Annotated in this window: 24 protein-coding genes and 1 pseudogene; 8 read left to right on the top strand and 17 right to left on the bottom strand. The window is 34.4% G+C overall.

The genetic code is table 11. The features are described from left to right. Nucleotides 1–13 precede the first annotated feature (13 nt). The 4 genes from rpmB to dnaQ all read left to right on the top strand — a co-directional run bounded on the left by rpmB (nt 14) and on the right by dnaQ (nt 3,259). Nucleotides 14–328, top strand: a complete 315-nt coding sequence (gene rpmB / locus OPR44_RS02915; protein ID WP_006012685.1) for a 50S ribosomal protein L28 — start codon at nt 14–16, stop codon at nt 326–328. Further along, entirely contained in the window at nt 321–1,184 is an 864-nt protein-coding gene (gene lipA / locus OPR44_RS02910; RefSeq protein ID WP_265015286.1) for a lipoyl synthase, read from the top strand. Before rpmB ends, lipA begins: the two co-directional genes overlap by 8 nt. A 98-nt stretch (nt 1,185–1,282) precedes the next feature. Continuing rightward, nucleotides 1,283–1,513 carry a hypothetical protein gene (locus OPR44_RS02905; protein ID WP_265015285.1) on the top strand — a complete coding sequence of 77 codons (231 nt, stop codon included), beginning with the start codon at nt 1,283–1,285 and terminating at the stop codon, nt 1,511–1,513. Between the two features lie 1,086 nt (nt 1,514–2,599). Then, nucleotides 2,600–3,259, top strand: a complete 660-nt coding sequence (gene dnaQ, locus OPR44_RS02900; RefSeq protein WP_406829276.1) for a DNA polymerase III subunit epsilon — start codon at nt 2,600–2,602, stop codon at nt 3,257–3,259. Nucleotides 3,260–3,339: 80 nt separating this feature from the next. On the opposite strand, the gene OPR44_RS02895 is transcribed toward dnaQ, so the two are convergent. The 11 genes from OPR44_RS02895 to OPR44_RS02845 all read right to left on the bottom strand — a co-directional run bounded on the left by OPR44_RS02895 (nt 3,340) and on the right by OPR44_RS02845 (nt 14,022). Continuing rightward, on the bottom strand, nt 3,340–4,173 hold the full coding sequence (locus OPR44_RS02895) for a hypothetical protein (RefSeq protein WP_265015284.1): 834 nt from the start codon (nt 4,171–4,173) through the stop codon (nt 3,340–3,342). Between the two features lie 258 nt (nt 4,174–4,431). After that, complete coding sequence (locus OPR44_RS02890; RefSeq protein WP_265015283.1) at nt 4,432–5,580, bottom strand: hypothetical protein; 1,149 nt, start codon at nt 5,578–5,580, stop codon at nt 4,432–4,434. 95 nt (nt 5,581–5,675) lie between these two features. After that, complete coding sequence (locus OPR44_RS02885; RefSeq protein WP_265015282.1) at nt 5,676–6,494, bottom strand: hypothetical protein; 819 nt, start codon at nt 6,492–6,494, stop codon at nt 5,676–5,678. 101 nt (nt 6,495–6,595) lie between these two features. Beyond that, complete coding sequence (locus tag OPR44_RS02880) at nt 6,596–7,789, bottom strand: hypothetical protein (RefSeq protein WP_265015281.1); 1,194 nt, start codon at nt 7,787–7,789, stop codon at nt 6,596–6,598. A gap of 76 nt (nt 7,790–7,865) precedes the next feature. Continuing rightward, complete coding sequence (locus OPR44_RS02875; protein WP_265015280.1) at nt 7,866–9,128, bottom strand: phage tail protein; 1,263 nt, start codon at nt 9,126–9,128, stop codon at nt 7,866–7,868. Continuing rightward, complete coding sequence (locus OPR44_RS02870) at nt 9,026–9,850, bottom strand: baseplate megatron protein TIM-barrel domain-containing protein (RefSeq protein ID WP_265015279.1); 825 nt, start codon at nt 9,848–9,850, stop codon at nt 9,026–9,028. Before OPR44_RS02870 ends, OPR44_RS02875 begins: the two co-directional genes overlap by 103 nt. A gap of 75 nt (nt 9,851–9,925) precedes the next feature. Then, the gene (locus OPR44_RS02865; RefSeq protein ID WP_265015278.1) at nt 9,926–11,080 is read right to left on the bottom strand and encodes a hypothetical protein; all 1,155 of its coding nucleotides are present in this window, start codon (nt 11,078–11,080) and stop codon (nt 9,926–9,928) included. Between the two features lie 319 nt (nt 11,081–11,399). Further along, the gene (locus OPR44_RS02860; protein WP_265015277.1) at nt 11,400–12,359 is read right to left on the bottom strand and encodes an AAA family ATPase; all 960 of its coding nucleotides are present in this window, start codon (nt 12,357–12,359) and stop codon (nt 11,400–11,402) included. Between the two features lie 196 nt (nt 12,360–12,555). Next, nucleotides 12,556–12,756, bottom strand: coding sequence for a hypothetical protein (locus tag OPR44_RS02855; protein WP_265015276.1), 201 nt, complete (start codon nt 12,754–12,756; stop codon nt 12,556–12,558). 305 nt (nt 12,757–13,061) lie between these two features. Beyond that, entirely contained in the window at nt 13,062–13,445 is a 384-nt protein-coding gene (locus OPR44_RS02850) for a hypothetical protein (RefSeq protein WP_265015275.1), read from the bottom strand. 10 nt (nt 13,446–13,455) lie between these two features. Next, nucleotides 13,456–14,022 (bottom strand): ankyrin repeat domain-containing protein, encoded by a 567-nt coding sequence (locus OPR44_RS02845; RefSeq protein WP_265015274.1) that lies wholly within the window; start codon nt 14,020–14,022, stop codon nt 13,456–13,458. 482 nt (nt 14,023–14,504) lie between these two features. On the opposite strand from OPR44_RS02845, the pseudogene OPR44_RS02840 reads away from it, so the two are divergent. After that, nucleotides 14,505–14,786, top strand: a pseudogene (locus OPR44_RS02840) (transposase); the annotation flags it as partial. Between the two features lie 115 nt (nt 14,787–14,901). Here OPR44_RS02840 and OPR44_RS02835 read toward each other — a convergent pair. Together OPR44_RS02835 and uvrA are read right to left on the bottom strand one after the other, a co-directional pair. Next, a complete protein-coding gene (locus OPR44_RS02835; protein WP_265015273.1) occupies nt 14,902–15,606 on the bottom strand; it encodes a ComF family protein in 705 nt (234 codons plus the stop codon). A gap of 51 nt (nt 15,607–15,657) precedes the next feature. Continuing rightward, the gene (gene uvrA / locus OPR44_RS02830) at nt 15,658–18,471 is read right to left on the bottom strand and encodes an excinuclease ABC subunit UvrA (RefSeq protein WP_010405033.1); all 2,814 of its coding nucleotides are present in this window, start codon (nt 18,469–18,471) and stop codon (nt 15,658–15,660) included. 324 nt (nt 18,472–18,795) lie between these two features. Here uvrA and OPR44_RS02825 point away from each other — a divergent pair, with 324 nt between their 5' ends. Continuing rightward, on the top strand, nt 18,796–20,055 hold the full coding sequence (locus tag OPR44_RS02825; protein WP_265015272.1) for an ankyrin repeat domain-containing protein: 1,260 nt from the start codon (nt 18,796–18,798) through the stop codon (nt 20,053–20,055). A 101-nt stretch (nt 20,056–20,156) separates the two neighbouring features. Next, nucleotides 20,157–21,155 carry a pyruvate dehydrogenase complex E1 component subunit beta gene (locus OPR44_RS02820; protein ID WP_265015271.1) on the top strand — a complete coding sequence of 333 codons (999 nt, stop codon included), beginning with the start codon at nt 20,157–20,159 and terminating at the stop codon, nt 21,153–21,155. A gap of 2 nt (nt 21,156–21,157) precedes the next feature. On the opposite strand, the gene OPR44_RS02815 is transcribed toward OPR44_RS02820, so the two are convergent. Then, nucleotides 21,158–21,514: a TrbC/VirB2 family protein gene (locus OPR44_RS02815; RefSeq protein ID WP_264377957.1), complete on the bottom strand. Its 357-nt coding sequence runs from the start codon at nt 21,512–21,514 to the stop codon at nt 21,158–21,160. Nucleotides 21,515–21,713: 199 nt separating this feature from the next. Between OPR44_RS02815 and lepB the strand changes: the two genes are divergently transcribed. Beyond that, entirely contained in the window at nt 21,714–22,499 is a 786-nt protein-coding gene (lepB, locus tag OPR44_RS02810; RefSeq protein WP_265015270.1) for a signal peptidase I, read from the top strand. Between the two features lie 29 nt (nt 22,500–22,528). On the opposite strand, the gene OPR44_RS02805 is transcribed toward lepB, so the two are convergent. From OPR44_RS02805 to OPR44_RS02795, 3 genes are read right to left on the bottom strand one after another with little or no spacing between them, the layout of a single operon-like run. Next, complete coding sequence (locus tag OPR44_RS02805; RefSeq protein ID WP_406829273.1) at nt 22,529–24,394, bottom strand: Hsp70 family protein; 1,866 nt, start codon at nt 24,392–24,394, stop codon at nt 22,529–22,531. Then, a complete protein-coding gene (locus tag OPR44_RS02800) occupies nt 24,372–24,830 on the bottom strand; it encodes an iron-sulfur cluster co-chaperone HscB C-terminal domain-containing protein (protein WP_264375344.1) in 459 nt (152 codons plus the stop codon). The genes OPR44_RS02805 and OPR44_RS02800 overlap by 23 nt, the downstream gene beginning before the upstream one ends. Beyond that, the gene (locus OPR44_RS02795; RefSeq protein ID WP_006012614.1) at nt 24,823–25,209 is read right to left on the bottom strand and encodes a HesB/IscA family protein; all 387 of its coding nucleotides are present in this window, start codon (nt 25,207–25,209) and stop codon (nt 24,823–24,825) included. Before OPR44_RS02795 ends, OPR44_RS02800 begins: the two co-directional genes overlap by 8 nt. Nucleotides 25,210–25,212 lie beyond the last annotated feature (3 nt).

Raw genomic sequence — 25,212 nt, 5'->3', positions numbered from 1 at the left:
TTGGTATATTGAAGTGAGTAGAATTTGTGAATTAACAAATAGAAAAAAGTCTTTTGGTAATAAGGTATCGCACTCAAATCGTAAAACAAAGCGTACCTTTCTCTTAAATTTACATAAGGTTACATTAACGAGTAATATATTAGACAAAAAGTTTAGCTTTCGTATAGCAACAAGAACTTTAAGAACTATAGATTACAAAGGTGATCTTGATGCTTTCTTGCTCAATACAAAAACAATTAAACTAAGTAAAGAAGCGCAAAAGATAAAAAGAAGATTAAAGAAAGTTTTAGCAAAACAAGAGGTAGAGCTAGCTGTTTCAAATGCATAGTAAGCCTACATGGCTCAGAGCAAAAGCTCCAGCTGGTAAAGTATTCAATAAAACCTTAAATACTGTTAAGCTACATAACTTACATACAGTATGCGAAGAAGCTGCGTGTCCAAATATTGGTGAATGTTGGAATAAACGTCATGCTACTGTGATGATTCTCGGTTCTGTTTGTACTCGTGCTTGTGCGTTTTGCAACGTTGCAACTGGCATTCCTGATAAGCTCGATCCTCATGAACCAGGAAATTTAGCAAAAGCAATAAAAAAGTTAAATTTAAAGCACGTTGTCATTACCTCTGTTGACCGTGACGATTTACCAGATGGTGGTGCAAATCAGTTTATAAGGTGTATAGAAGAAATTAGAAAGATAACTTCGGAAACAACAATAGAGATCCTCACTCCTGATTTTTTAAATAAGAAAGGAGCGTTTGAAGCAATAGCTATTGCATCACCTGATGTTTATAACCACAACATCGAAACAGTACCAAGGCTGTATGCAAAAATAAGACCAAGAGCTCGTTATTTTCATTCACTATATTTGCTAAAGATGGTGAAACAGATTAATCCTAAACTTTTCACGAAGTCAGGGCTTATGGTTGGTCTTGGAGAAAAAAAAGAAGAAATCTTTCAGGTTATGGATGATTTACGTAGCGCCGAAGTTGACTTCATTACAATTGGTCAATATTTGCAACCAACTCCAAAGCATGTAAAGGTTGATAGATATGTTACCCCAGAAGAGTTTGAGCATTATAAATATATTGCTTATTCCAAAGGCTTTTTGGTAGTTGCATCAAGCCCATTGACTCGGTCATCGTACCACGCTGAAGAAGATTTTAACAGGCTCAAGGCTTGTAGTTAATATCTTAATATTTTCAGAGTACAGTTTAATATAGTAATTAATATTTCGACCTTATTTAGAGTATAATTTAATATAGGTATTGATGAAGCGAAAAAGTTATGGGCGATTCTAACGAAAAAGTTGACTACACTGAGTTATCAAAATGTTCTTTTTCTGACAAAATAAAGCCAAAAAGAAAGGTAACATTTTTTCAGCAAGTCCAAGTTAAAGAAATTCCACTTGAAGGAAAAAAAAAGGAGAGTGTAAACGACGCAAGAAAAAGAAACAGAGCAAAAAAAAGAATTGGACCCGAGGGCAGTACCCGGCGCCTTCACCATATTTTCTGTTAATACGGGGGCGAGTACAGAAAACACAATTATGGGAAAGAGGTGCAGCAATTATTGTTCCACCAGTAATTGGGCTTCTAGGAGGTTTAATAACTTTAACACTCATAACAGAAGAAATAAGTTCACCATTTTTAATTGCAGCTTTAGCTGCTATAGCAATTACAGCAGCAATATATGAACTTGAGTATTTACTTAAACCTGAATTGCTAGAAAAGCCTGGTGAAACTTTAAAGGATTTAGTAACAGATTCTTTTGTAAAGGAAGAAAAAAACTCAAGAACTGTATAACAATAAATCAGAAAAGCTTAGTGAGTTGCCCTAGGCTTGACTTTTTACTTAGCTGATCACAAAAAGTACGAATTTTACAGCACCTAAACCAGCTGTTTAAGATCTTATATAAGCAATTGACAGCCACTGAGATGCCAGCTAAAATATTTACATAGTATATTAACAGAGGGTAAGGTGGGTTTTAGTGGATATGTACATGATAAAGCTTTAACAATATCAGATGTAAGTGCTAAAATTGATATAAGAGAGCTAGCAAACTTTCTACAGAGTAAAAAAGGCATTAACGATGCTTAATTTAATAAATGTAGAGATTGATAGTAAAGATGTAAAAGAGTTAAGTAAACTTACACATCTTACTTCGCTCACTCTAAGGAACAATAAACTCGGTTTTGAAGGTGCAGGATATATAGGTCAATGCAATCTAAAAAACCTTACTTTACTTGAAATAAGTAATAACAATATTGGAGACAGAGGTTTTGCATTTTTGATTAGCAGCAAACGTCTCCCAAATCTTACTTTATTAAATGTAGAAAACAACAACATTGTTGGAGTGTGGCGCCACCACTATGGAGGAGATATAGCACTCAAAAATCTCACCTCACTTTATGTAGAAGGTAACGGTAAAAAATTCTTAAATGATAAAGAAGTTATCCTTGATAGTATAAAAAAAAGCTCAATAACCGAAGCGCCTGGACACTCTAGAGTAAAAGATGGTGAAGGTGCTACAAAAAAATTAGTAGCTAAAAGAAAAAAAACGATACAAGCTACCAATAGTCAGTCAGATCCTAGTAGTAGGTTAAGTATAGAACTTTTCAAACAAGATGGGCTGCGTGAAATAGTACTTGACACTAAAACTACAGGTCTTGATGTCAATAGCCATCGAATTATCGAAATAGGGTGTGTAGAACTAATTAATCATATTCCAACAGGCAAAGTATTTCATCGATACATCAACCCAGAAAGGAGCATAGACAAAGGTGCATTTAAAGTTCACGGTATCAGCGAAGAATTTCTAAAGGATAAGCCATTATTTTCAGAGATTGCATCTGAATTTCTTAATTTTATATCTAGCGATACTTTGGTAATTCACAATGCTGGATTTAACATTAAATTTTTGAACATGGAACTTGGTAAACTGAATGCCAAATTAATCTCTTCAGACAGAGTGTTAGATACATTACCGCTTGCAAGAAAGAAATTTGGACCACCGGCTTCTTTAAGTGCATTGTGTGAGCGTTTTGGTATATCACTAGAGAGTAGGGAGTTACATGGAGCGCTAATTGACGCTGAGTTGCTAGCAAAAGTATATGTTGAGCGATTACAAACTCCTTTGGATCGATGTCAGCATGCAGTACGTAACTTATCTCTTAGAGGACACTTGCCAAGTAATGAAGAAGTTAGTGAGCAGTTAGATGAGATTAACGTGTCTGTTCATGAGGGAGTAGTAGATAGAAGATTATAAAAACGCCTTTTGCTTTCAGTAGCGAAATTATTCTCTCAATGAATGTGTTTTCTAGCTTTAAAAATGCGAATCTCAATATCTTATCTTGAATTACTTAACTGTTGGTTCAAGTTTAAGTTCTTATCATGGTATGTGTTTACATCTTTTAACACTTTAAGTGGTTCACCTAGACTATGTTCCACTTTTGTCTCAAAATTACATCCTAAATTCTCACAAAATTCTTGAAAACGTTCAGTAGCAATATCAAAAAAATTTCTACCACTTGCTTTATGATTTTTCAGCTCTTTCGGAATAGTAATAAGCACTTTACCATCCTCATATGTTATACTTCTACCCTTAGATTTTAACTTAAATTTTATTGAACTGTGAAAATTTGGTGTTTTAATATCATTAACAAGATCACTGCTGCACACCTTTATACAATCCATGCTAAAATTAAATTTTAGACAATTGGAGTCACGGCAATCCATACTATAAGTTATTGTTATGCTAGAATCTAACACAAGCAAGCCAAATGGAGAAAGAGCCTTTAATATATGAAGAAACAGAAAATGATTATACCCTTCTTGATGATAGTTAGTTATCAATTCTTCCATGATAGAGTCACTCGGAACTTCTGCACCAGCATATTCAAATATTTTTATGAAAATTTGCTTAAGAAATGGACTATAGTTCTTTCTTCCATTCTCATCTTCTAAAATGAGATCTTTATGTTTTGAATATAGCTCCTTGACAAGCTCATTGGTTACTTCCTTTTCGTTAATAGTAAGGTTGTGCGATCTACTAAGGTCAATATATGTGTTGTAACCAGAGTTCCAACAATCTGATTTTATTGGCACAGATTTTAAATCAGCATACTTGAGCTTTTCCACTTCAGATTTTAATGCATTAACTATTTTTTTTTGCCATATCATAATTTCATATTATATGTATTAATTTTAACACTAATTTTTATTCCATATTTTCCACAATAAGTAAAGGTTATGCTTCAAAGATTTGCACTTATTTTTCGTTCGGAATTAGGCTTCAAAATTATATATGTAATCCCACCAATCGCTAACGCAGATGTTGCCACCGCAGCAACTATTTTAAGGCAAAATCTTTTTCTTAGCTGCATTTCGAAGAACACATCCCCTACTTCGCACTGTTTGATGATAGAAAGTTCCAACAATTTATTTCAATGATAGCTTTTCCATTGCTGCCTGGTCTACTTCTGCTTCTTCTAGCTTGTTATCTACTCGTTCATGGTATAGATCTTTTCCCTTCATCCAGGATAGGTCACCATTTATTGTACAAACGTAATTGCCATTGTTCTTTTCGAAAAAAAATAGCCCTAGTTTGCTTTCGTCTTGACCGATCAATTCATTACGGACTACTTCCACGGTATAAAATTGACCTAAATTTAAACCTATTTCACGATACCTAGAATAATGACAGACTAGCGGATCATATAGTTCTCTTATCTTACCATTTCTTAGATCAACTATTTTGTGCTCTATCTTATCTAATTCCTCTATAACACTCTTCCCTTTTTTCTTCGCTTCATCATCTAACAGCTGTTTCTCTCCCAACCCTTTATAAATAGCAAAAAACCGTAGTTTTTCTTTTTTCACAAAATTAGATAAACGCTCTGCTAACTCATAGCACATTTTTTCTTGACTCAGTATTGCGCTTTTATATTGAGATAAAATATTAATCGCTATATGTGGACAACTTACTGCAATCAGATCATTATTTAAATCCGTTTTAATAATTTTGCCGGTCTCTTGATTAACATGTGCAGTAACTTGCCCTAATAAAATTCCCTCAGGAATTGTTATATCCTTCCCTATATGAGAGTCAATGGCTTTTAAAGAATCAAAATCTATATATATCCCACCTTCGTGTCCTGTAAACTGCTTTAAGAGTGCCAGAGCAACTAATCTAAAAGTATCTATTTCAACAGCAAAATACATTCTTTGCTTTTCTTCCATATTATACATATTCTCAAAGAATTCCTTTATACTGATATCCTCTCCATCTATCTTCCATCCTGTGTCTATTTCACTCCAGTCATATTGATGCAAGTCTATAACATGCACTCCTTTAGTGTCCTCTAGTGCATGTTTTAAATAATCTATTTGATTTTCTTCAAATCCAGGACCATTTATAACCAGATATATGTCCCTCTCCTCTTTGTTTTTTGATTTATGATTTGTAATTATTTCTAAGTAATTAAAGTCACTGTTTTTACCATCAGGTAAAGATGCACCATATACTCTTGGTACCCAAGTTAGTATTATTGGCGCTTCATTTGATAATTTTTTTACATTACCGATCATTATTTTACCTTAACACATTTATGTTATAATGAGATTTTAGCAAAAAAACTCAACTAAAAGTCCTTGCTTCTAGCTAAAATATTTTAGGAAAAGCTTCAGTGTTCTCTGTGCCTTAAGCCATTGACAGCATATATATCTGGTTCATCCATCACCAGCAGTGGCTTGCCAAGGTTGTGCTCTATGTTTATATTACGCTCAGAATTGTACTCTATTTTTGTATCAAACTTAAAGCCCAATTTCTCACAGAGCTTTTTTAAATATTCAACAACCTTGTTAATAATATCAGTAAGCTTATCGAGCAGATTGTCATTACCAGCTCTGTAGTCTTCTAATGCTTTAGGAATTGTAAGCAACACTTTACCATCTTCATATGTCACATTTCCATCTTTATATTTCAGTTTAAATTCTACTGAGCCGGATAAATTGCACACCTCATGAAAATGATCAGAATACTGAATTTCAGTATCAATTACAGGAATTCTTTCCATACTAAAGCTAAATTTTAAACGATTAGGGTCATAGCAATCCATACGAAAGGTTCTTTTGCCATTAAAATTCGCCAATAATTTGAGTCCAATTTTTTCCCAATCCCCTATTGAAGAATAACTTTCATAAAGAAATTTAACATATCCTGACTGATTATAGTGAGCTGCCAACTCCTTAATAATCAAATCATTTGGAACTGTTGCGCCAGCGTACTGAAACATTTCATGAAAAATTGTGCTTTCTCCTCTCATACTTACTAGCAGCTGACAAATAACCTCATTGGTTACTACTGTACCATTAATGATCACGTTATTCACTCTGATAAGATCAATATATGTAAGATGATAGTCAATTTCCCTAGCTTTCAAATTTTGATATTTAAGCCCTTTTACTTTAGCTTTCAGTGCATTAACTATTTTTTTTGACATATTATTCCCTCTATCACATAGATTAATACTAGTGTTATATTTTATTGACTGTCAATTATTTAGAACCTTTGCTTTAAAGGACTTTCTATCTTTAACAACTGTTATGCAAGCGATAGATTTTTCATTGCTATCTGGTCTACTTCTGCTTCTTCCAGCTTGTTATCTACTCGTTCATGGTATAGATCTTTTCCTTTCATCCAGGATAAATCACTTTCTAGTACGGGAACATAATTACCATTGTTACAATTAAAAGAAAATGATGGACATTTGCTCACTTTTTCACCATCACATAATTGAACAATAAGAACTCGTGCTGTACTCATTTGAGCAAAATTTAAGCTAAATTCACCAAGCGCGTTGTTAATACACTGAAAGTTCTCGATATTATATAGCTCTTGTATTCCGTTGCTTTCAAAGTTTGAAACGCATTTTTTAATCTTTTCCTTTGTTTGTTTAATTATCTCATTTTTGAGTTCTTCATCTTTTGTGAATAAGGAAACTCCTTTAGCAAGTTCTTCTTCTTGTTCTAAAGCTGTAGATAAGCGCTTTTTAACCTCATTACAAGCCTCTTTTTGGCTTAATATTTTATCTTTATAATCAGACAAAATATTAACTGCTACACTTGAATTATTTATCGCAATGCAATCATTATTTGTAAAAATCATTAGATTTTTATATTCGTCATAATGATTTGAGTTCTTTATATCTACTGCACTTGTGTAGTTCGTATTTCCTTCTTGATCAAGAAAATACGCTATAACATTTCCTAATAAAATTCCCTCAGGAATTGTTATATCCTTCCCTATATGAGAGTCAATGGCTTTTAAAGAATCAAAATCTATATATATCCCACCTTCGTGTCCTGTAAACTGCTTTAAGAGTGCCAGAGCAACTAATCTAAAAGTATCTATTTCAACAGCAAAATATGTTCTTTGCTCCTCTGACATATTATACATATTCTTAAAGAAATCCTTTATGCTAATGTCTTTACCATCTATTTTCCATCCTGTGTCTATTTCACTCCAGTCATATTGATGCAAGTCTATAACATGTACTCCTTTAGTGTCCTCTAGTGCATGTTTTAAATAATCTATTTGATTTTCTTCAAATCCAGGACCATTTATAACCAGATATATGTCCCTCTCCTCTTTGTTTTTTGATTTATGATTTGTAATTATTTCTAAGTAATTAAGTTTGCTATTCTTACCGTCCGGTAAAGATGCACCATGTACTCTTGGTACCCAAGTTAGTATTATTGGTGCTTCATTTGATAATTTATTTATACTATTAGTCATAATTTTACCTTACTATATCGCTATATTAATAGTATAGTGGATTTTTTAATAAAGTGTAAATCAATATAACTGTTGGTTAGCTGAAGTTCTTGATCAATAGTTTCGCTTTCGTATTTTCCAATGAATCACCGTAAGTGACTGCCTTAAGATAAAACTTTCTCCCTTTTTGCACTTCAAAAGAAATTATTGAATCATCAAGTAGAATGAATTTCTCACCTGTGGTGTGTTCATATTTCTTAGTACCTTCTTGGCCTCTAATTAGGTCGATAAGCTGATATTTATTCTTACCTATGAGCTTTGCTCTTTCGAATTTTATTACCTCTTTTCCAACCAGCGCTAACACAGTTGGACTCATGACGTCTATCTTACCAAAACGCAGTACTACTGTAATTCCCTCATCGGTAAATTCGATTACATATCCGTAAGTAGATTGTATATTTGCGCTCGCGATGGGCTTATAATTTTTATCATCATACGAAATAAAAAGCGTTGCTCCTTTCCAACCTTCCTCTTCACTAATTAAAGTAAAACTTGCGATATTACCTTTAATATACGGTAAATCTATCATTTCCACGATAGATTTACTGACGCGAGAAGGAGGGTATTCTTTAAGCATAAGTGATCTTGTTGAAGGAAAGGAGAGCTTGTATATAGAGGGATCATAACCAACTCCCATTACTTGAATGGACATGCTTTCAAACTTTGTTTTTATAATTCTCATCGTATGTCTTTTCTCGCCATCTGAAATTGCTATGACATCACTTGGTAAAAGCCATGCATATTTTATCGGGAGCTTAAAGTTGTATACATTTCTCTCTTGCCACGAAGAATAAAGTAAAACTTCAGCTATATTTTGCGCCTCCCCTTCCTCCATAATGAGCGGTATTGGAACTGTTGCAGCATTGCCCTGCTTTGGCAGTTCAGCATATTTTACATCAATTGGATAGCCAAAATTGCGGTTAAAATAAACAACATTGACTTTACTATTTAAATCTAGCTGACTAATATTAACAAGTTTTGCAACGTTATTGGTAACCATCTCGCCAATTGGTATTTCAGTTTTCACTCCCCTGCCCTTTTGAATAAATTTCAGTTTTGAGTTCTGTTCAACCACATCAAAAAAATAGCACCTTCGCAGCATTTTAATAATTGAGCGTACGGGTTGCTGATCATTTATTACATACCCAGATAGTAATCCTTTAACATCACTTGTATCAAACTGATCGCCTTTGAGACCTACCTTTTGCAACAGATCAGACAAAACATCGGAAACATTAAGTTGTGAAATTTTTCCCTGAATCCAGTGCCCTGTTTGCCAATTATGGCAGTCAGTCCACATATCACACAAGTTGGGAAATAAGGAAATGGCCTTGCATCCCACGCCCAGAGAAACATTTTCTCCACCATTTCTGAGCTTTGCCACTTTTTTAATGTTCCTTCGATTGCAGTTTTCTGCGAAAGAAAGCTCACCTCTCCGTTTGAGTATCGTGGATATTTACTCTCTATACTACCTTTATCAACAAACACATTGGGCTCATTAGTGCAGCCGTTCATACTGGGAAATCCATATTCGGTAAACCATATTTTCTTCATTTTTGGTTGCCATTTTGTTTTACTACCACCTGGATTTACATGAACTTCACTCCACCATTTCTCGATATTTTTCCACGCATATTCGCTGTCATTATACTTTATTTTCTCAGGATCACTTTTTGAGTAATCGTAAAAATAATCATACCCTACCCCACTGCTCCAACCACCCGTTACATCTTTCGCGGAATAGCCAAAAGGAGGTTCTGGGCCATCGGTGAGTGGAAAGTAAGCATCTATGCCAATAACATCGATGAACTGTGAAGACCATAGTTCATCCATATTATACCAACCATCATATGAATGATACTCACTCCAATCGGCAGCGTAAGTTACGTTTACTTCTTTTCCAAGCTGAAATTTTACTTGCTTTGCAACTTTAACTAGCTCTGCTACTGCAGGATAGTGACCCTCTACATCTTTCACTCTGGTGAGCTGCGCAAATTCAGACCCGATTATAAACCCTTCCACTTTAGTTTGTTTGGCAATGCTCGTGTAATGCTCTATGAATTTGCTATACTGATTCTCAAAAAAATCACTTATATCCTAAGGAGTACCGCTCAATTTTCCTCGCCACTCTTTGTTTTTTGTGTCAAGCAAGAGCATTGGATAGAGCATCACCTTATAACCTCTGCTATGCAGCTCTTCTATATATCTTATTAGTGCTGCATCGCTAACTGTACCACCATATCTTGGATTTCCATGATTATCTTTTGAAATGAGCTGGGCATTATCCCTGGTTATATTTCCCACTTGCCAATCATCAGGCACTATAGCAGAATCGTCTTGAAATTCAACTGCAGGATATATTTTACAATCTTTGATATTCAAACTGCTTGCAAACCAATTAACCACTACCGATGCCCATTCAACATTTGGTAAACTTTCCTTCAATTGGTCCAAAGAAAGCATAGCATCGCTCTTTTTTGTGTGATTATTGTGATTTACTCTTTGTACCGGTCCATAGGGAATATATTGACTACTGCTTATTTTTTCTCGTGCAATTTTCTTCTGTATTTTCGTATCATACACAAACTCCCCTGAACCTGGTATGATATTGATATTCTTAATATTTTCTGCCACTGAAAATCCACTTGATTTTAATGCAGTTTGCACTTCAAATGTAAACACCGGAACACGATTACTATAGTCTGCCAAAGGGAAATTTTTGATGACTATGTAAGATATTCCTCTATAAGCTGGTACATTCTTCTCACCTTCGATTGATAACATAAACGGATCAGGGTTTTGGTCTTCTCTGCCGTGGTAAAAAGTATAATCTATTTCATCAAAACTAAGCGATTTTATATCCGCCCAGATTCTATTTAATTTTTCTACTTTCCCCTTGCAAATTGCAATTGCGAGTGTTGCATAGTAGTTATATGTAATATTTATACCTCTTCCTGTTTTATTTTGAGTGGTTATCGCCTCCTCTTTTATTGGCTGTGACCAAATAATGTTTCCAGCAATGCGAGCAGTGCCATAGATAATTGGAATTGCTTTGCCATAAGTTGAGGTTTGAACTTGCAGATTTTTCAGCCTCGCCCCATGCGTTATCTTTTGCTCGGCATCAAGACCAAATATTGCATTATCAAGCTGTGAACCAAGCAGAGCACCGAGTTCTGAGCCAACAATCTGGCCAATTGGCCCAAAAATACTGCCCGCTTTACTTAAAATTGATGATAAAATTATTGTAGACATAATATTCTCCTTTTTAATAGATTGTTTTGAATTTTTGAAAGAAGATCCCAGACTGGGATAAAATTGGGACCTACTATATAGTAGTGTCATGCGACTGGTATCCAGGAAAAAAAGGATGTCATCCGAGTAGCCCTTTTCCTGTCATCCCAGTGCTTGATACTGGGATCCATTGTTCTTTATTTCTGGATTCCAGCGTCACGCACTGGAATGACACCCTTTTAGAAGTTCAATGACCCTTCTGGATAAAAACTATTGTCAAGCACTGGAATGACATGATTCGACTTGCATGGCGTCATCCCAGACTGTGTAGTAATTCTCTTTATTCCTCGATTTGCCGCTTACTTCCTCGAGAAGATACATCACTCAATGAAGAGCTTACTGATGAACTTCTAGATAAGCTTCTAGATGAGAATGAGCTTCCAGAAGACCCCTCGTTTTTAGTTTTACTGTTACGATGTTTCTTATCTGGCTCATCTTTTATGTTATGTTCCTTCTTGAAATTTTTACATAAAGTGGAAAAAGGAGTACTTTTGCCTTTACTTTTCATTTTTTCCCTCTCCTTTTCTATATACTTGGCTAAACCAATCAGATTTGCTGGTGAAAAACCATTAGTATTATTTACAATAGTTTCAATATCTCTCTGGCTTAATTCTTTTAGATATTCTTTTAGTATCCCCCTACGTATACTTTCTTTCTCTAGCCCAGGAATCTCAATTTTTCTCAAGCGCTCATGCCTAACTAGTGTTTCATCTAAATCATTCGCACAATTAGTTGTGGCAATTACTATATTTTCTTCAAGAAAGGTTTTATTCAATTTATCGAGTAAATGAGTTAAAGATTCTACATTCTTGTTCTTACCACTCTTGCGATCTAGACCAATGCCGTCAATCTCTTCCATAATAATTATACAAGGAGTGTTTTTTCTTGCCCTCTCAAAAACTTGATCTATATTCGATATACTACATAAGGAAGATGCGGAAATACGTATAACAGCAAATTGAGATTTAATTTCATTCGCAATCGCTTCACAAATACTACTCTTACCAGTCCCTCCTTTACCATTTAAGAGATATCCTCCGCTTTTTGATTTACAAATCTCTCTCAAATTTTCTTTTATGTCACTTGGTAATATAATATCACTAAATGTTGTATTCCATCCTCTTTCTTCACCTTTTGCATAAAATGCTATATTCAACTTTACTTCTACTTCATTTTTTGTTGCAGGACTATTAATTAACCTTGCAGAAAGATCACTAACCTCTTTTTTTAACCCATTCACTTAATCTTTCGTTACAAAATTCTCTAAAATTCTATGAACTTTTTCTTCTAGACCACTAAACCCGTATTTATTTTCTTTATCCTTTCCATCTTCTAATTCTTCTTTAATTGGAGTTAGCTTATTTTCTTCTTTCCTTAACCCTTTATTCGGCTCTTCGACTTCAGCTTTCGAGTTTTCTTGAGATTTTTTATTTTTTTTAAATCATTTTATATGAAAACACAATTACTACTGCAGAAAGCGCAAATAAAATAAAAATAACAGGGGGAGCTATATTTAAAGCTGCAACTGAAGATAAAAATGCAACGTAAGGAGCTACAGCAAAAACTCCAGATGTAATTAATGTAAGGGAAGCAATAGCACCAGCTATAAAAAAAGTTATATTAGCTCTATTAGACATATTTTTGCTTATAAACAGTTAATTTATAAATAATACATTTAAAGAGTACAAGCTTTTCATAGTAAAGCAAGACTAACTTAAGGCATCCTTAATCAATCTATGATCGAGGTATTATGCAGTATTAAGATATAAGATGGTATGTTGTATTTTTAATTCAGTGTTCTTTTTCTTTCATTCCAGGGTACTGGAATGATAAATGCTATGATAAGAAATTCAATAACTTAAAGTAGGTAATTAAAGCCTCTAATTAAGATCTAAATCTATAGTTATTATAAGCAACACTAAAGAAGTGCGGAAGTAAAAAGTTACGAAAGAGCATTATGTATAAGTATGCTTTGTAGATTCACATTTTGCCACCCTTCTGTTAAGCTTTGCCTCCCTTCCATTACGTTTTGTCGCTCTTTTATTTCTTTTATTTCGTTATCGAATTTTGACATTAGATATTTAGCATAACCAGATGTTAATGATGTTGATGCAGATACAGCTATTGCTGCCGTAACAGATATTAATGTAATTTCCATTGTCTCGGTTATAAAAAGCGTCGATGTTACAAAATTCCCTAACATGGCAACTAAGCCACCAACAACTACACTACCTTGAACTACTTTATTTTTTAAAAACCCTTTTATACTCTCTACCGTATCTTCTTGGTGATTTATAATGGCATAATACAAAGGAGTTTTCTTCAAACTATCTTTTTCATAAACATCTGCACCTCTTGTCTAGTAGAGCATCTACTATCTCTAAATAGCCATTTTTAGCAGCATAATGCAAAGGAGTACTACCATTTCTATCTTTTACATGAACACTTGCGCCTTCAGCTAACAGAGCATCTACTACCTCTACATGGTTACTTAAAGTAGCATGATGCAAAGGAGTACTACCACTTCTGTCTTTTACATTAACATCAGCACCTTTTTTTAGTAGAGCATTTACTACACCTACACATCGACTATAAACGGCATGATGCAAAGCAGTCTCTCTATTTTCACCTTCTACATGAACATCCGCATGCCTATCTAATAAAACATTCACTAAATCCTTACAGCCAGCTGCTGCAGCTGCAATTAATAATGTAAATTCGGCATCAGGATCACTTTGGATGAATGTATGATTTATACTAAAATTTTTATTTTCCCACTCTTGATACGCTATTGTATCTTCCCTTCGCAATACCTCTTTTATTTTATTAATTACGTTATCTTTATTTACACTTGTATCTTTATCAATTGCACTTAATATCTTTTTCAGATTTTCAAAATCCATCTTTACCTCCTATAACTTTACGTTGCAGTTACTACACAATTACAAACAAAAGTAAACACATTTTTGGAAATTATTTAGAAAAAGAATCCATTAAAAAAGTCAGTGATTTGCAATAAATAACTGATCTATTTAATTGAAAGAAATATGTGATGTAACTATAGTCATTATAAACAACAATAGAAAAAACACGGAAGTAAAAAAAATATACTGATCTTATCATATTTATTATTAGCATAATTATAAACATGGGAAAGCAAATACAAGTCAACTTATCTAAAAAAATAGTGAGGGGGTCTTATCTGGCGCAAAATGGATGGCCAACCTTAGTGAAAATTATTTTGCATCATTGAATAATAACAGCATTAAACCAGCCAGCTCTATAAGAAAACTAATAGAGGCTTTTTTACTTGTTCCAATTATTACATCCAGTGCTATTACACTAGCATGTACCTATTTTTTTCTGAATGCAGTGAGTATTCAAAAATATGATTGCAGCTTTGAATAAGGGAAAAATTATGGCGCCTATGATTTTTGAAGGCTATTGCGATACAGACGTTTTTAATAGCTAGTTCAAGCTTTTTGCTGGGTGATTTTGGATAATGCAACTTTTCATAGAAAATAAGTGACTTTGTTAAAAGTGTCGGTGCTGAAGTTATATATCTGCCTCCATATTCTCCTGATTTTAATCAAACCATTGGTTTGTTATAAAAAATTTAGCCAGAAAGAATATTCAGCTATTCGAACTATTAGAAAAAGAGCTATAATTATAGACTCCGTATACACTATAACTAGACTTTTTTTTAAGAGGAATGATACAGAAGTTAGTACTAAGACACTAAACAGTTTTCAAAAATGAAAATTATACCTTAAAGCTGATTTTCATACAGTTCTTGCAAGCGATAGCACTCTCACTTCTCTTGCACCAGAGTTTAAAATTTCCTGAGAGCAAGACCTTGCGGTTGCGCCAGTTGTTACTACATCATCAACCAATATCACGATTTTGTTTTTGATAATTTCGCTGTTACTTACTTTAAAAGTATTTTTCAATTTTTTTTCACGCTGTTTAAGTGAAAGACCAGCTTGAGGTTTGGTGTGACGAATACGCTTTATTGCAAATGGTGTATAAGATAAATTAGATAACTTACTTAATTCCTTCGCGAGCAATGCTGCTTGATTATATTTACGTTTAAATAAGCGTATTTTATGTAGCGGTATGGGAACTATGACCTCTGCATTTTGAAATATGTCTTTGTTAGTTGTGTACATCCACTTTGCATAGACTTTCACATAATTTAAATTATCAAAAAATTTAAAATTTATAATCATATTTTTGCTATGTTCATCATAAGCAAAAACTGATCTTAATACTTTAAATGGTGAAGGGTTACTGATGCATTTACCACATGTATCAATGTTATCTGGAATTACTACACCACAAACATTACAGTAATGCTTAGTTAAAAAATTGATTTTTTTATTGCATTCACTACATAAATCATAACTTTTATCAATTATACGTTCACAACTTACGCATACGTTTGGAAATATGAGATCTGTAGCTTTTTTTAATAAGAGAAGATTCATGAATTAAATATGTTAGGTATACCTTTTAAAATGCTCCTCGTAACCTAATTATTAAGAAATAGTCGATACTTGATCCAATAAATATGTTTTAAGATACTTGCCTGTAACGCTTTTTGGAGTCTGTGCAACTTTTTCTGGAGTTCCTACAGCAACCACTTCGCCACCTTTTACTCCACCCTCTGGACCAATATCTATTATGTAATCAGCAGTTTTTATAACATGTAAATTGTGCTCAATAACTATAACAGTATTTCCTAAATCAACTAGCCTATGGAGTATTTTCAGTAAATTATTTACATCTTCAAAATGTAACCCAGTTGTTGGCTCATCGAGAATATACAATGTTTTCCCGGTAAATCGCTTTGATAGTTCCTTAGACAGCTTTATTCGTTGTGCTTCACCCCCGGACAACGTTGTTGACGACTGTCCAAGAGTTATATAGCCAAGCCCTACTTCCTGTAAAGAAATCAACTTTTCCTTTATCATTGGAAGATTTTCAAAAAAGTCACATGCTTGATCTATTGTCATATCAAGCACATCAGAAATTGATTTTCCCTTGTAAGTAACTTCCAATGTTTCTCGGTTATACCTCTGTCCTCTACATTGCTCACATTTCACATAAACGTCCGGTAGGAAATGCATCTCGATCTTTAAATGCCCATCACCTTTACAAGCTTCACATCTTCCTCCCTTGGTATTAAATGAAAATCGGCCTATATTGTAACCTCGTGCCTTCGACTCTGGGAGACCTGCAAACCAATTTCTGATGTGAGTAAACATACCAACATATGTTGCTGGATTTGATGCTGGGGTCCTACCAATTGGCGATTGATCAACTTCTATAATTTTATCTATATACTCAAGGCCTTCTATTTTGTCGCATTGACCATGCCTTGCAGATGAATGATTTATCTTGTGTGCTGAGTATTTATATAATGTTTCTATCACTAAACTTGATTTCCCTCCTCCTGATATTCCAGTAACACAAATAAAATTCCCTATAGGAAATTCAACATTTATATTTTTTAAGTTGTTCTCACAAGCATTAACTACCTTTATGAACTGAGTTGTTTGCTTTCTTCTTTTTGAAATTGAAATTTCCTTCTTTCCACTTAAATACTGTCCTGTTATGCTTTCTGAATTTTTTTGTACCTGATCTGGTGTTCCTTCTGCAACGATTTTTCCTCCATTCACGCCAGCTCCAGGACCAATATCAATCACATAATCAGCAGCCATTATTGTGTCTTCATCATGTTCAACAACAATCACAGTATTACCCATGTCTCTCAGATTTTTAAGTGTGGTAATTAATCGATCATTATCACATTGATGAAGGCCAATTGAGGGCTCATCAAGCACGTATAGCACTCCTGTTAAACCAGAGCCAATTTGCGAAGCAAGCCTGATCCTCTGGCTTTCACCACCAGAGAGAGTGCTAGATTCACGGTCAAGTGTAAGGTAATTTAGCCCTACATTCTTTAAAAATGTCAGCCTTTTGATTATTTCGTTTAATATTTTATTTGAAATTTGCCTTTGTTGTTCTGTAAGTTTGTCTGATAAATTTCCAAACCACTTAAGGGATTCATCGATGCTGAGCCTTGATATTTCACCTATATGTTTTTCGTCAATTTTCACTGTAAGTGCTTCTTTTCTCAATCTATAGCCAGCACATTCTTTGCAGTCAGTAACAGAACAATACCTATCAATAAGTGATGCATCGTAATCCATCTGGCGTTCTAGGATACTGACCAAACCTTGAAATTTCATTTCTCTAGAGCCAAAAAGTATTAAATCCTTCACTTTTTGGTCTATATTCTTCCACGGAACATCAAGGCTAAATTTGCAATTTTCAGCCAGTGATAGAATTGCATTTTTTAGCAATCCATAGTTTGTATGCACTTGACGGAACATTGATCCAATTGGCTTTAAAGCACCTTCAGATATCGAGAGCGTTTCGTCTGGCACTATTAGCTTTGCATCAACACTTAGTTTTTTACCGAGCCCACTGCATGAACTGCATGCACCGTAGGGGCTGTTAAAAGAAAACAATCTTGGCTCTATTTCTTCAAGAGTAAAGCCAGACTCAGGACATGCAAAATTCTCTGAGAAAGTTAAAGTTTGACCATTTTTATACTCGGAATTGTGGTTATCAGGTAAGTTCACTATTTCTGCATACATTAAGCCATGGCCCAGCCTCAATGCTGATTCTATACTGCCTGGTAGTCGATTTCCTATATCATCTGACATGGAGATTCTATCTGCAATAACAAAAATATCATGTTTCTTGTTTTTGTCGAGTTTAGGCAAGTCATCTATATTGTATGTTTCACCATCTATTTTTAGTCTCACGTAACCCTGCTTTTTAATTTCCAATATCTCTTTGAAGTGCTCTCCTTTTCTGCCACGCACAATAGGAGCAAGTATATATATTTTAGTTTCTAAAGGTAATGCTATAATAGTATCTACAATTTGAGATACAGCCTGTTTCGTTATTGGCAACCCAGTTACAGGCGAATAAGGTATTCCCACTCGTGCATATATCAAACGTACATAATCGTAAATTTCAGTAACGGTTCCAACAGTTGATCTTGGATTTTTTGAGATCGACTTTTGATTAATTGATATTGCAGGAGAGAGGCCTGTGATTGACTCAACATCTGGTTTATCTTGAATATTAAGAAATTGACGTGCATAAGCCGATAGACTTTCGACGTATCGGCGTTGGCCTTCTGCATAAATCGTATCGAATGCAAGGCTAGACTTACCAGAACCACTTAGTCCAGTTATAACAACTAACTTATTTTTTGGTATATTGACATCAATACCCTGCAAATTATGCTCTCTTGCACCTTTAACTCTGATCATACTTCATGTACCTTTGACCATTACAGCCTCAAAATACATAAACTCACAACAACTTGCTACTAATTTTTCAACTGTTATGGAAAACGAAGTAGCATAACTAGTGCAAAACATTTTGCCACACAACTATATGAACATCTGTTTTCGCCAAGTTAGTTCGTACAACAAATGGTGTCATAAAAGTATGTTTTCTACAATCTCATCAAAAACATGCTTACCAATTTTTGGAAACAGGAAATTTTATTTTATATAAAATATAGAATTTTGATAAATTTAACTTTTTTGTGAGATTATGCAGTGATAAAAATAAATTGAGAGGGAAAGGTTGTGGCAATAGAGAAGGAGAAGTTTTTTAAAATAATAAATGAGGTAAGTAAAAGTGGAGGTTTGGATGAAGATAATTTACTTGAAAGAATAAAGAATGAGTTAAAAGGAAAAGATGCAGGAGAGTACAACAAGTTTAGTAAAAATTTTAGTAAAGAACATCAATTTAGTATAAAATTTTCAGAAGAAGCTGCAGAAGATTGGACGTTGTTACATCTTGCTGCAGCATGCAACAATCTTTTGATAGCGGAATTTCTAATGAAAAAGAAAGCAAGTGTTAGCGCTCGAGTAAAAGATGGTTCTAAAAATGATGGGCTAACTGCTTTGCATATTGCTGCTTCTTGTGGACATGAAAGCATGGTAAAACAACTACTAAGTGATGATCGAGTTAATCCTTCATTAAAAAGCAAAAATAAGACTCCAAGGGAGGTGGTTGGTAATATAGAAAATAAAGAAGCTATAGTAAAAATGTTAAAGGAAGCAGAACAAAATTTTTGTACAAAGCATGAGAAAAAAACTGCTGCACCAGCAGATGTTATAAATTCTGTGAAACAATATGATACCATACGTAGTGGTGCACAGGCTCCTGTTACGTGCGAAAGTAGTGACAGTTTAGTAAGTGAGCAAGACTTACGTGTTAGTGTTAAGAATATGGTAGAAAAATTTGAGTCACCGCAAAGAAAAAGTGCTACATGTAGTGGTAAACAGACTCCTATTGACGAAAGTGTTAGTAGTGATGACAGCGGTCTAGAACTTGAAACTACATTTAATACCTCTTCCTGCTCCGAAATAAATCACGACGAGGCAGTTGATAATCAAACTTTAGAAAGTTTGCCATCTCAAATTCAGTTGCGAGATAGCCAAATCCAGAAATTACAAGAGGCAGATGAGGAATTAAAACGGGTAAAGAATTGCATGGGTGGACATGAGAATAGGTTAGAAGTACTTGATAAACTCAGTGAAGAGAATCAATCACTAAAACAACAAATACAAGATCTAAAAAGTAAAAATACAACACTTAATAGTGAATTAAGCAAAACCAAAGCAAATAAAGTATTACTAGAAAAAACAGAAAAAGGACAACTGTGTTTCTTAAAAGTTGCTTCTGTAAACCTTGTAACCATGTTGACAGTAGGTGTTATCTTTAGTGTAGCTTTCCAATTACCAATTCTATCAATGATTGCAATTTCTGTGATGTCTTCATTGATAGTCGGTGGAGTTACATACGCACTATCACCGCAACCTACTGAATTAAAGAAGTAAGTATTCAATGCTCAATGCAACATGATGCTTGTAAAACTTAACTTGTGCGCTTCCTGGTAATTTTGATATAGTTATTTCAGTTGAAATTTACAGATTTACAAATGGCAAGCTTAAGTGTAAGAGAAGCGTTATGCACGGCAATCAGAGAAGAAATGCAAAATGACCCTGATGTATTTATCATGGGTGAAGAGGTTGCAGAGTATGATGGTGCTTATAAAGTAACAAAAGGATTACTGAAAGAGTTCGGAGAAAATAGGGTAGTTGATACACCTATTACCGAACATGGATTTGCTGGTCTTGCTGTTGGAGCAGCATTTGCTGGACTTAGGCCAATAGTGGAGTTTATGACTTTTAATTTTTCTATGCAGGCTATCGACCAAATTGTGAATTCCGCAACAAAAACAAATTATATGTCGGGTGGACAACTTGGATGCCCTATAGTATTTCGTGGACCAAATGGAGCTGCAGCAAGAGTTGCTGCACAACATTCTCAGTGCTTTGCATCTTGGTATTCGCATGTTCCAGGGTTGAAAGTAATAGCACCTTACTTTGCCTCCGATTGCAGAGGTCTGCTTAAAGCTGCAATTCGTGACCCTAATCCGGTAATATTTCTAGAAAACGAGATCACTTATGGACATGAGCATGAAGTTCCTGACTCTGAGCTATCAAATAAAGATTATCTACTTGAGATAGGCAAAGCTGCTGTTATACGGGAAGGAAAGGATGTAACTATCACTGCTTTTTCATTGAAACTAATGGATGCGTTAAATGCAGCAGATTTACTCTCTAGTGAAGGAATAGAAGCTGAAGTTATCGACCTCAGAACCTTAAGACCACTTGACACTGAAACAGTTATTAACTCTATTAAGAAGACCAATAGATTAGTAAGCATAGAAGAGGGTTGGCCATTTGCAGGAATAGGAGCAGAACTCTCAGCCATGGTTATGGAACAAGGATTTGACTACCTTGACGCTCCGGTTGTACGGGTAACCGGCAAGGATGTCCCCTTACCTTATGCTGCAAACCTAGAAAAGAAAGCATTACCACAAGTGGAAGATATAGTTGAAGCTGTGCACCAAGTCTGCTTTAGAAAAAAATAGTCCTATTGACTCTTTTTTTTATCTCCCGTTCCACATTCTTCCATAAAAGAGGCATTTGTAGAGTTTATACCACCCATTACTTTTATGACAATAGTTTTAGCGCCAAAAAACACAGCGCAAAATACACCGAGGGCGAAAAGAGCAGGCCACGGCATTCTACCAAATATTGCAAGTAAAGCTGCTCCTATTATCACTACGGTCATAAGCGGTCCACCTATTCCCCAAACGTAGCCAATAATATTACATATTACTTGAGCAGTTGTATCGTCATTAGAGTTAGCAGCACTTCCAACATGAGAAAAAGAAATAAATAATGCTATAAGTAGAATACAAAAAACCTTTCTAATTGTAGGGTTCATCCCTATACCTTAAGTTTAAATATTATAATTATATCTAAAATAGTATAATTTTCAGTAAAACTAGCATTGTGATTTATACAATATTGCATAGCAAATGATGTCTATTGGTTATCAATCACTGTCAATTACTTGAGAGCTTATTTCGACTTTCGAAAAAGAGCAATAACACCCATGAGTAAAATTTCACATTACCACTTTTATGTGTTATGATAAGCTTAAATTTATAAAGAAAATAAAATTGAAAGAATTGAGAGAGAACCGGATAGCAAGAACGAGAAAGTTTTTATCTTCACTGTTTTTTTTGCTACTAATTGCTCTATCAATACGCAGTCTTTTATTTGAGCCATTTCATATTCCTTCTGGTTCAATGAAAAGCACTCTACTTGAGGGAGATTATATTTTTACTAGTAAATATTCATATGGTTATAGTAAACACTCTTTTCCATTTTCTCCAAACATCTTTAGCGGTAGAATCTTTTATACCCCTCCGGAGCGTGGTGATATAATAGTTTTCAAGCCTACAAGAAATGACAGCATTAGATTTGTTAAGCGGGTAATAGGAATACCGGGCGATAAAGTGCAAATGATAGAGGGGGAGTTATATTTAAATGATCAGAAAGTAAAGCGAAGACAAATTGAAAATTTTTTTGATTATGAGTCAAAGCGTAATATAGCAAGATACATCGAAACACTCCCGAGCGGCAAGGAGCATGAAATTCTAATAGATAATCTTTCTAATAAGTTATCATACAATACTCCAGTTTATTATGTGCCTGATGATCAATTTTTTGTTATGGGAGACAATAGAAATAATTCTTTTGATAGCAGGTTTTCTGAAATTGGGTTAATACCAACTAAAAATATAGTTGGACGCGTAAGCATGGTTGGTTTATCGTTTAAATTAGGCAAAGTTGATTGGTTGCCGTTTGATTTTAGGTTACCTATTGCTCTGAGATTTGACAGGGTACTTCACAAAGTTGTATGAACTCTATCTGTCTGCTGATTCGCATAATTCTAAAGCAGAGTTTCTAACTCAGAGATAGCATTATTAATGTTGTCTAAGTCATTTTCCTGTAAAGCGTCTTTTACGTTCTGTAGTAAAATTTTTAACTTTTGCTCAGTGGAAACATTTTCAACTAGATGTATGAGCTTGTTACCGTTAATTTTAGCCTCTGCAAGGGAACGAGCCTTCATGTCTTCATCAAAGTTACTTACTGACTGATTGACCATATCTTGAATATCTTCTTCACTTAAGCCAGAGCTTGAATTTATTTCAACTGTCTGTTCGACTCCAGTAGTTTTTTCTCTTGCAGTGACAGTCAATATTCCATCAATGCTAACTGTAAATCCTATTTTAACTTTTGCAGAACCTGCAGGCAATTGTGGTATACCTTTGAGTTCAAATAGTGCTAGAGATTTATTATCTTTTATCATTTCACGTTCTCCTTGACAAACGTGAATTTTCATTGCTGTTTGCCCGTTAGCGTAAGTTGTAAACTCTTTTATTTCTGAAACTGGTAGTGGTGTATTTCTTGGTATAATTTTTTCAACTATTCCCCCCATAGTTTCTATGCCAAGTGATAAAGGCAGCACATCAAGGAGAATATTCCTATCTTTTGAGTTTGAAGTTAAATAATGAGCCTGCAAAGCTGCCCCATTGGCAACTGCTTTGTCCGGATCCACATCATTCAGCACTTTATTGCCAAAGAGTTTGATTAGTGAATTTTGCACTAATGGCACTCTAGTTGCGCCACCAACTAAAATTACCCCTTTTATATCATCGATTTTAAGATCTATGTTGCTTATAGTACGAGTAACTATATTTATAGTCTTATTAACCAAAGGACTGATTGCTTGCTCGAATTCTTCTTTGGTAATTTTGCACTTAAATAATTCACCATTGATGCTGAATTCAAAAGTGCCAGAGGTATCTTCACTTAGGTACTCTTTTATAGCACGTATATTGCAGATACCAGTTTTAGTGTATGAATGTTGTAATTTGTAGGTAGTTGTATCAGATGGTGTCATTCCAGTGCTTGACACTGGAATCCAGTTCTTATTATATAACTTTCTGGTGTGTTCACTTGCAATCAAACTTTCTGGATCCCAGACTGGGATGACACTAGAGCATTTTTTATTTAAACCTACCTGTTCTCTATACTTTTCAAGCACGATTAAACTAAGCAGATGATCAAAATCATCACCACCAAGTTTAGTATCACCACCAACTGCAAGAACTTGAAACACTCCTTGATGTAATTTTAATATTGAAATGTCAAATGTTCCACCACCGAGGTCATAAACTGCATATATGCCACTGTTATTGTTCTTTTCAATGGAGTAAGAAAGTGCTGCAGCGGTTGGTTCATTAATGAGGCGAAGAACATCTATGCCAGCTAATTTTGCTGCATATTTGGTTGCGTTACGTGCTGAATCATCAAAATAAGCTGGTACAGTAATCACTGCTTTGTTAACTTTCATCCCTGTGAATTTTTTTACCCTCTTGCATAGAGTTTTGAGTATCTCAGCAGAGATCTCAATAGGAGTGAGATACTTTTCTTCTGAGCATTTTACCCTAATAACTTTTTCACTTTCGTTATCTATTTCACAATTGATACCTTCTTTATGCAAGTCTTTAACACTTTTACCCATTAAGCGTTTTATAGAGCAGATAGCGTTTTCGCCAACATCGTAGCCTACTTTTAGTACATCCTTTTCATATGAAATGACAGAAGGTAATAGTTCACGACCTTGCTCATCTTTAAATATTTCTACATTGCCAGCTTTATTTACCATGGCAATTAAAGAGTTAGTAGTTCCAAGATCTATACCAAAAACTACCTCATTTGAACTTGGTTCAGAAATTTGAACTGGCCGCATTTTCCTTCATCTCCTCAAATGACTTATATAAATATCTCAATCTAAAAACTTGCGTAGCAGCTTCATCAAAATTTTTTGTAGCAAAAGCATTAATTAGGTTTTTAGTACAATCTTTTACCTTTTCATCAATCATCCTACTTGCAAATTGTAAATCATCGCAGTCTAGAAAGTATTCTCTTATTTCCATTGATTCATTTAATATTTCAGGATCAAGATGCTCTTTTTTGCTTTGTACGTCAAAAAGATCCAACAAATGTTCGGCACGCTTTAGCGGTGACTTCAGTACCTGATAAGCTTTGTTGATACTTTCCATATTTTTGGACTCTCTTTCATTTATATCAGTTTTGCTTAGCTCAATATATTTTTTCTCCAGCTCATCAAAGCTGATGTTAAAAGCCGGTTCAATTCCAAATAATGTGAAATGGTTGCTAGACATGAAAACTCTCTCCACAACCACATTTTCCTTTCTCATTAGGATTTTTGAAAATAAAACCTGATGAGAATTTTTCCTCTACATAATCCATTTCAGAGCCAAGGATAAACATGATAGATTTTGGATCGATCAGCACCTTGACTTTTTGATCATCACTGCAGCTTTCTTCAATTACCGACTCCAAAGGACGAACATCATATGCATATTCAATATCATATTTTAAACCAGAGCATCCTTTTTGCTTAATTAGAACTCTTATTCCTATTGCTTCTTCAAGGTTAGCATGCTTCTTTTTGTCCAATAAAAACCTTACCCTCTCTACTGCATTTGCAGTTAGAGTGATAGGTTTTTTAACAGAATTTACTCCTTGAAATTCACTCATGTT

This window comes from Wolbachia endosymbiont (group B) of Camptogramma bilineatum, assembly GCF_947251825.1.
Classification (GTDB): Bacteria; Pseudomonadota; Alphaproteobacteria; order Rickettsiales; family Anaplasmataceae; genus Wolbachia.
This window is presented reverse-complemented; position numbering and strand designations above follow the sequence as displayed.

Excerpts from the sequence above, each read along its gene's own strand:
- OPR44_RS02855 (WP_265015276.1), bottom strand. The coding sequence starts at position 12,756 with ATGTCTAATAGAGCTAATATAACTTTTTTTATAGCTGGTGCTATTGCT.
- uvrA (WP_010405033.1), bottom strand. The coding sequence starts at position 18,471 with ATGATCAGAGTTAAAGGTGCAAGAGAGCATAATTTGCAGGGTATTGAT.
- OPR44_RS02815 (WP_264377957.1), bottom strand. The coding sequence starts at position 21,514 with ATGAACCCTACAATTAGAAAGGTTTTTTGTATTCTACTTATAGCATTA.
- OPR44_RS02880 (WP_265015281.1), bottom strand. The coding sequence starts at position 7,789 with ATGACTAATAGTATAAATAAATTATCAAATGAAGCACCAATAATACTA.
- OPR44_RS02865 (WP_265015278.1), bottom strand. The coding sequence starts at position 11,080 with ATGTCTACAATAATTTTATCATCAATTTTAAGTAAAGCGGGCAGTATT.
- OPR44_RS02800 (WP_264375344.1), bottom strand. The coding sequence starts at position 24,830 with ATGTCTAGCAACCATTTCACATTATTTGGAATTGAACCGGCTTTTAAC.
- OPR44_RS02820 (WP_265015271.1), top strand. The coding sequence starts at position 20,157 with ATGGCAAGCTTAAGTGTAAGAGAAGCGTTATGCACGGCAATCAGAGAA.
- lepB (WP_265015270.1), top strand. The coding sequence starts at position 21,714 with ATGTGTTATGATAAGCTTAAATTTATAAAGAAAATAAAATTGAAAGAA.
- OPR44_RS02795 (WP_006012614.1), bottom strand. The coding sequence starts at position 25,209 with ATGAGTGAATTTCAAGGAGTAAATTCTGTTAAAAAACCTATCACTCTA.
- OPR44_RS02845 (WP_265015274.1), bottom strand. The coding sequence starts at position 14,022 with ATGGATTTTGAAAATCTGAAAAAGATATTAAGTGCAATTGATAAAGAT.
- lipA (WP_265015286.1), top strand. The coding sequence starts at position 321 with ATGCATAGTAAGCCTACATGGCTCAGAGCAAAAGCTCCAGCTGGTAAA.
- OPR44_RS02875 (WP_265015280.1), bottom strand. The coding sequence starts at position 9,128 with ATGTGGACTGACTGCCATAATTGGCAAACAGGGCACTGGATTCAGGGA.
- OPR44_RS02895 (WP_265015284.1), bottom strand. The coding sequence starts at position 4,173 with ATGATATGGCAAAAAAAAATAGTTAATGCATTAAAATCTGAAGTGGAA.
- OPR44_RS02885 (WP_265015282.1), bottom strand. The coding sequence starts at position 6,494 with ATGTCAAAAAAAATAGTTAATGCACTGAAAGCTAAAGTAAAAGGGCTT.
- OPR44_RS02805 (WP_406829273.1), bottom strand. The coding sequence starts at position 24,394 with ATGCGGCCAGTTCAAATTTCTGAACCAAGTTCAAATGAGGTAGTTTTT.
- OPR44_RS02835 (WP_265015273.1), bottom strand. The coding sequence starts at position 15,606 with ATGAATCTTCTCTTATTAAAAAAAGCTACAGATCTCATATTTCCAAAC.
- OPR44_RS02905 (WP_265015285.1), top strand. The coding sequence starts at position 1,283 with ATGGGCGATTCTAACGAAAAAGTTGACTACACTGAGTTATCAAAATGT.
- OPR44_RS02890 (WP_265015283.1), bottom strand. The coding sequence starts at position 5,580 with ATGATCGGTAATGTAAAAAAATTATCAAATGAAGCGCCAATAATACTA.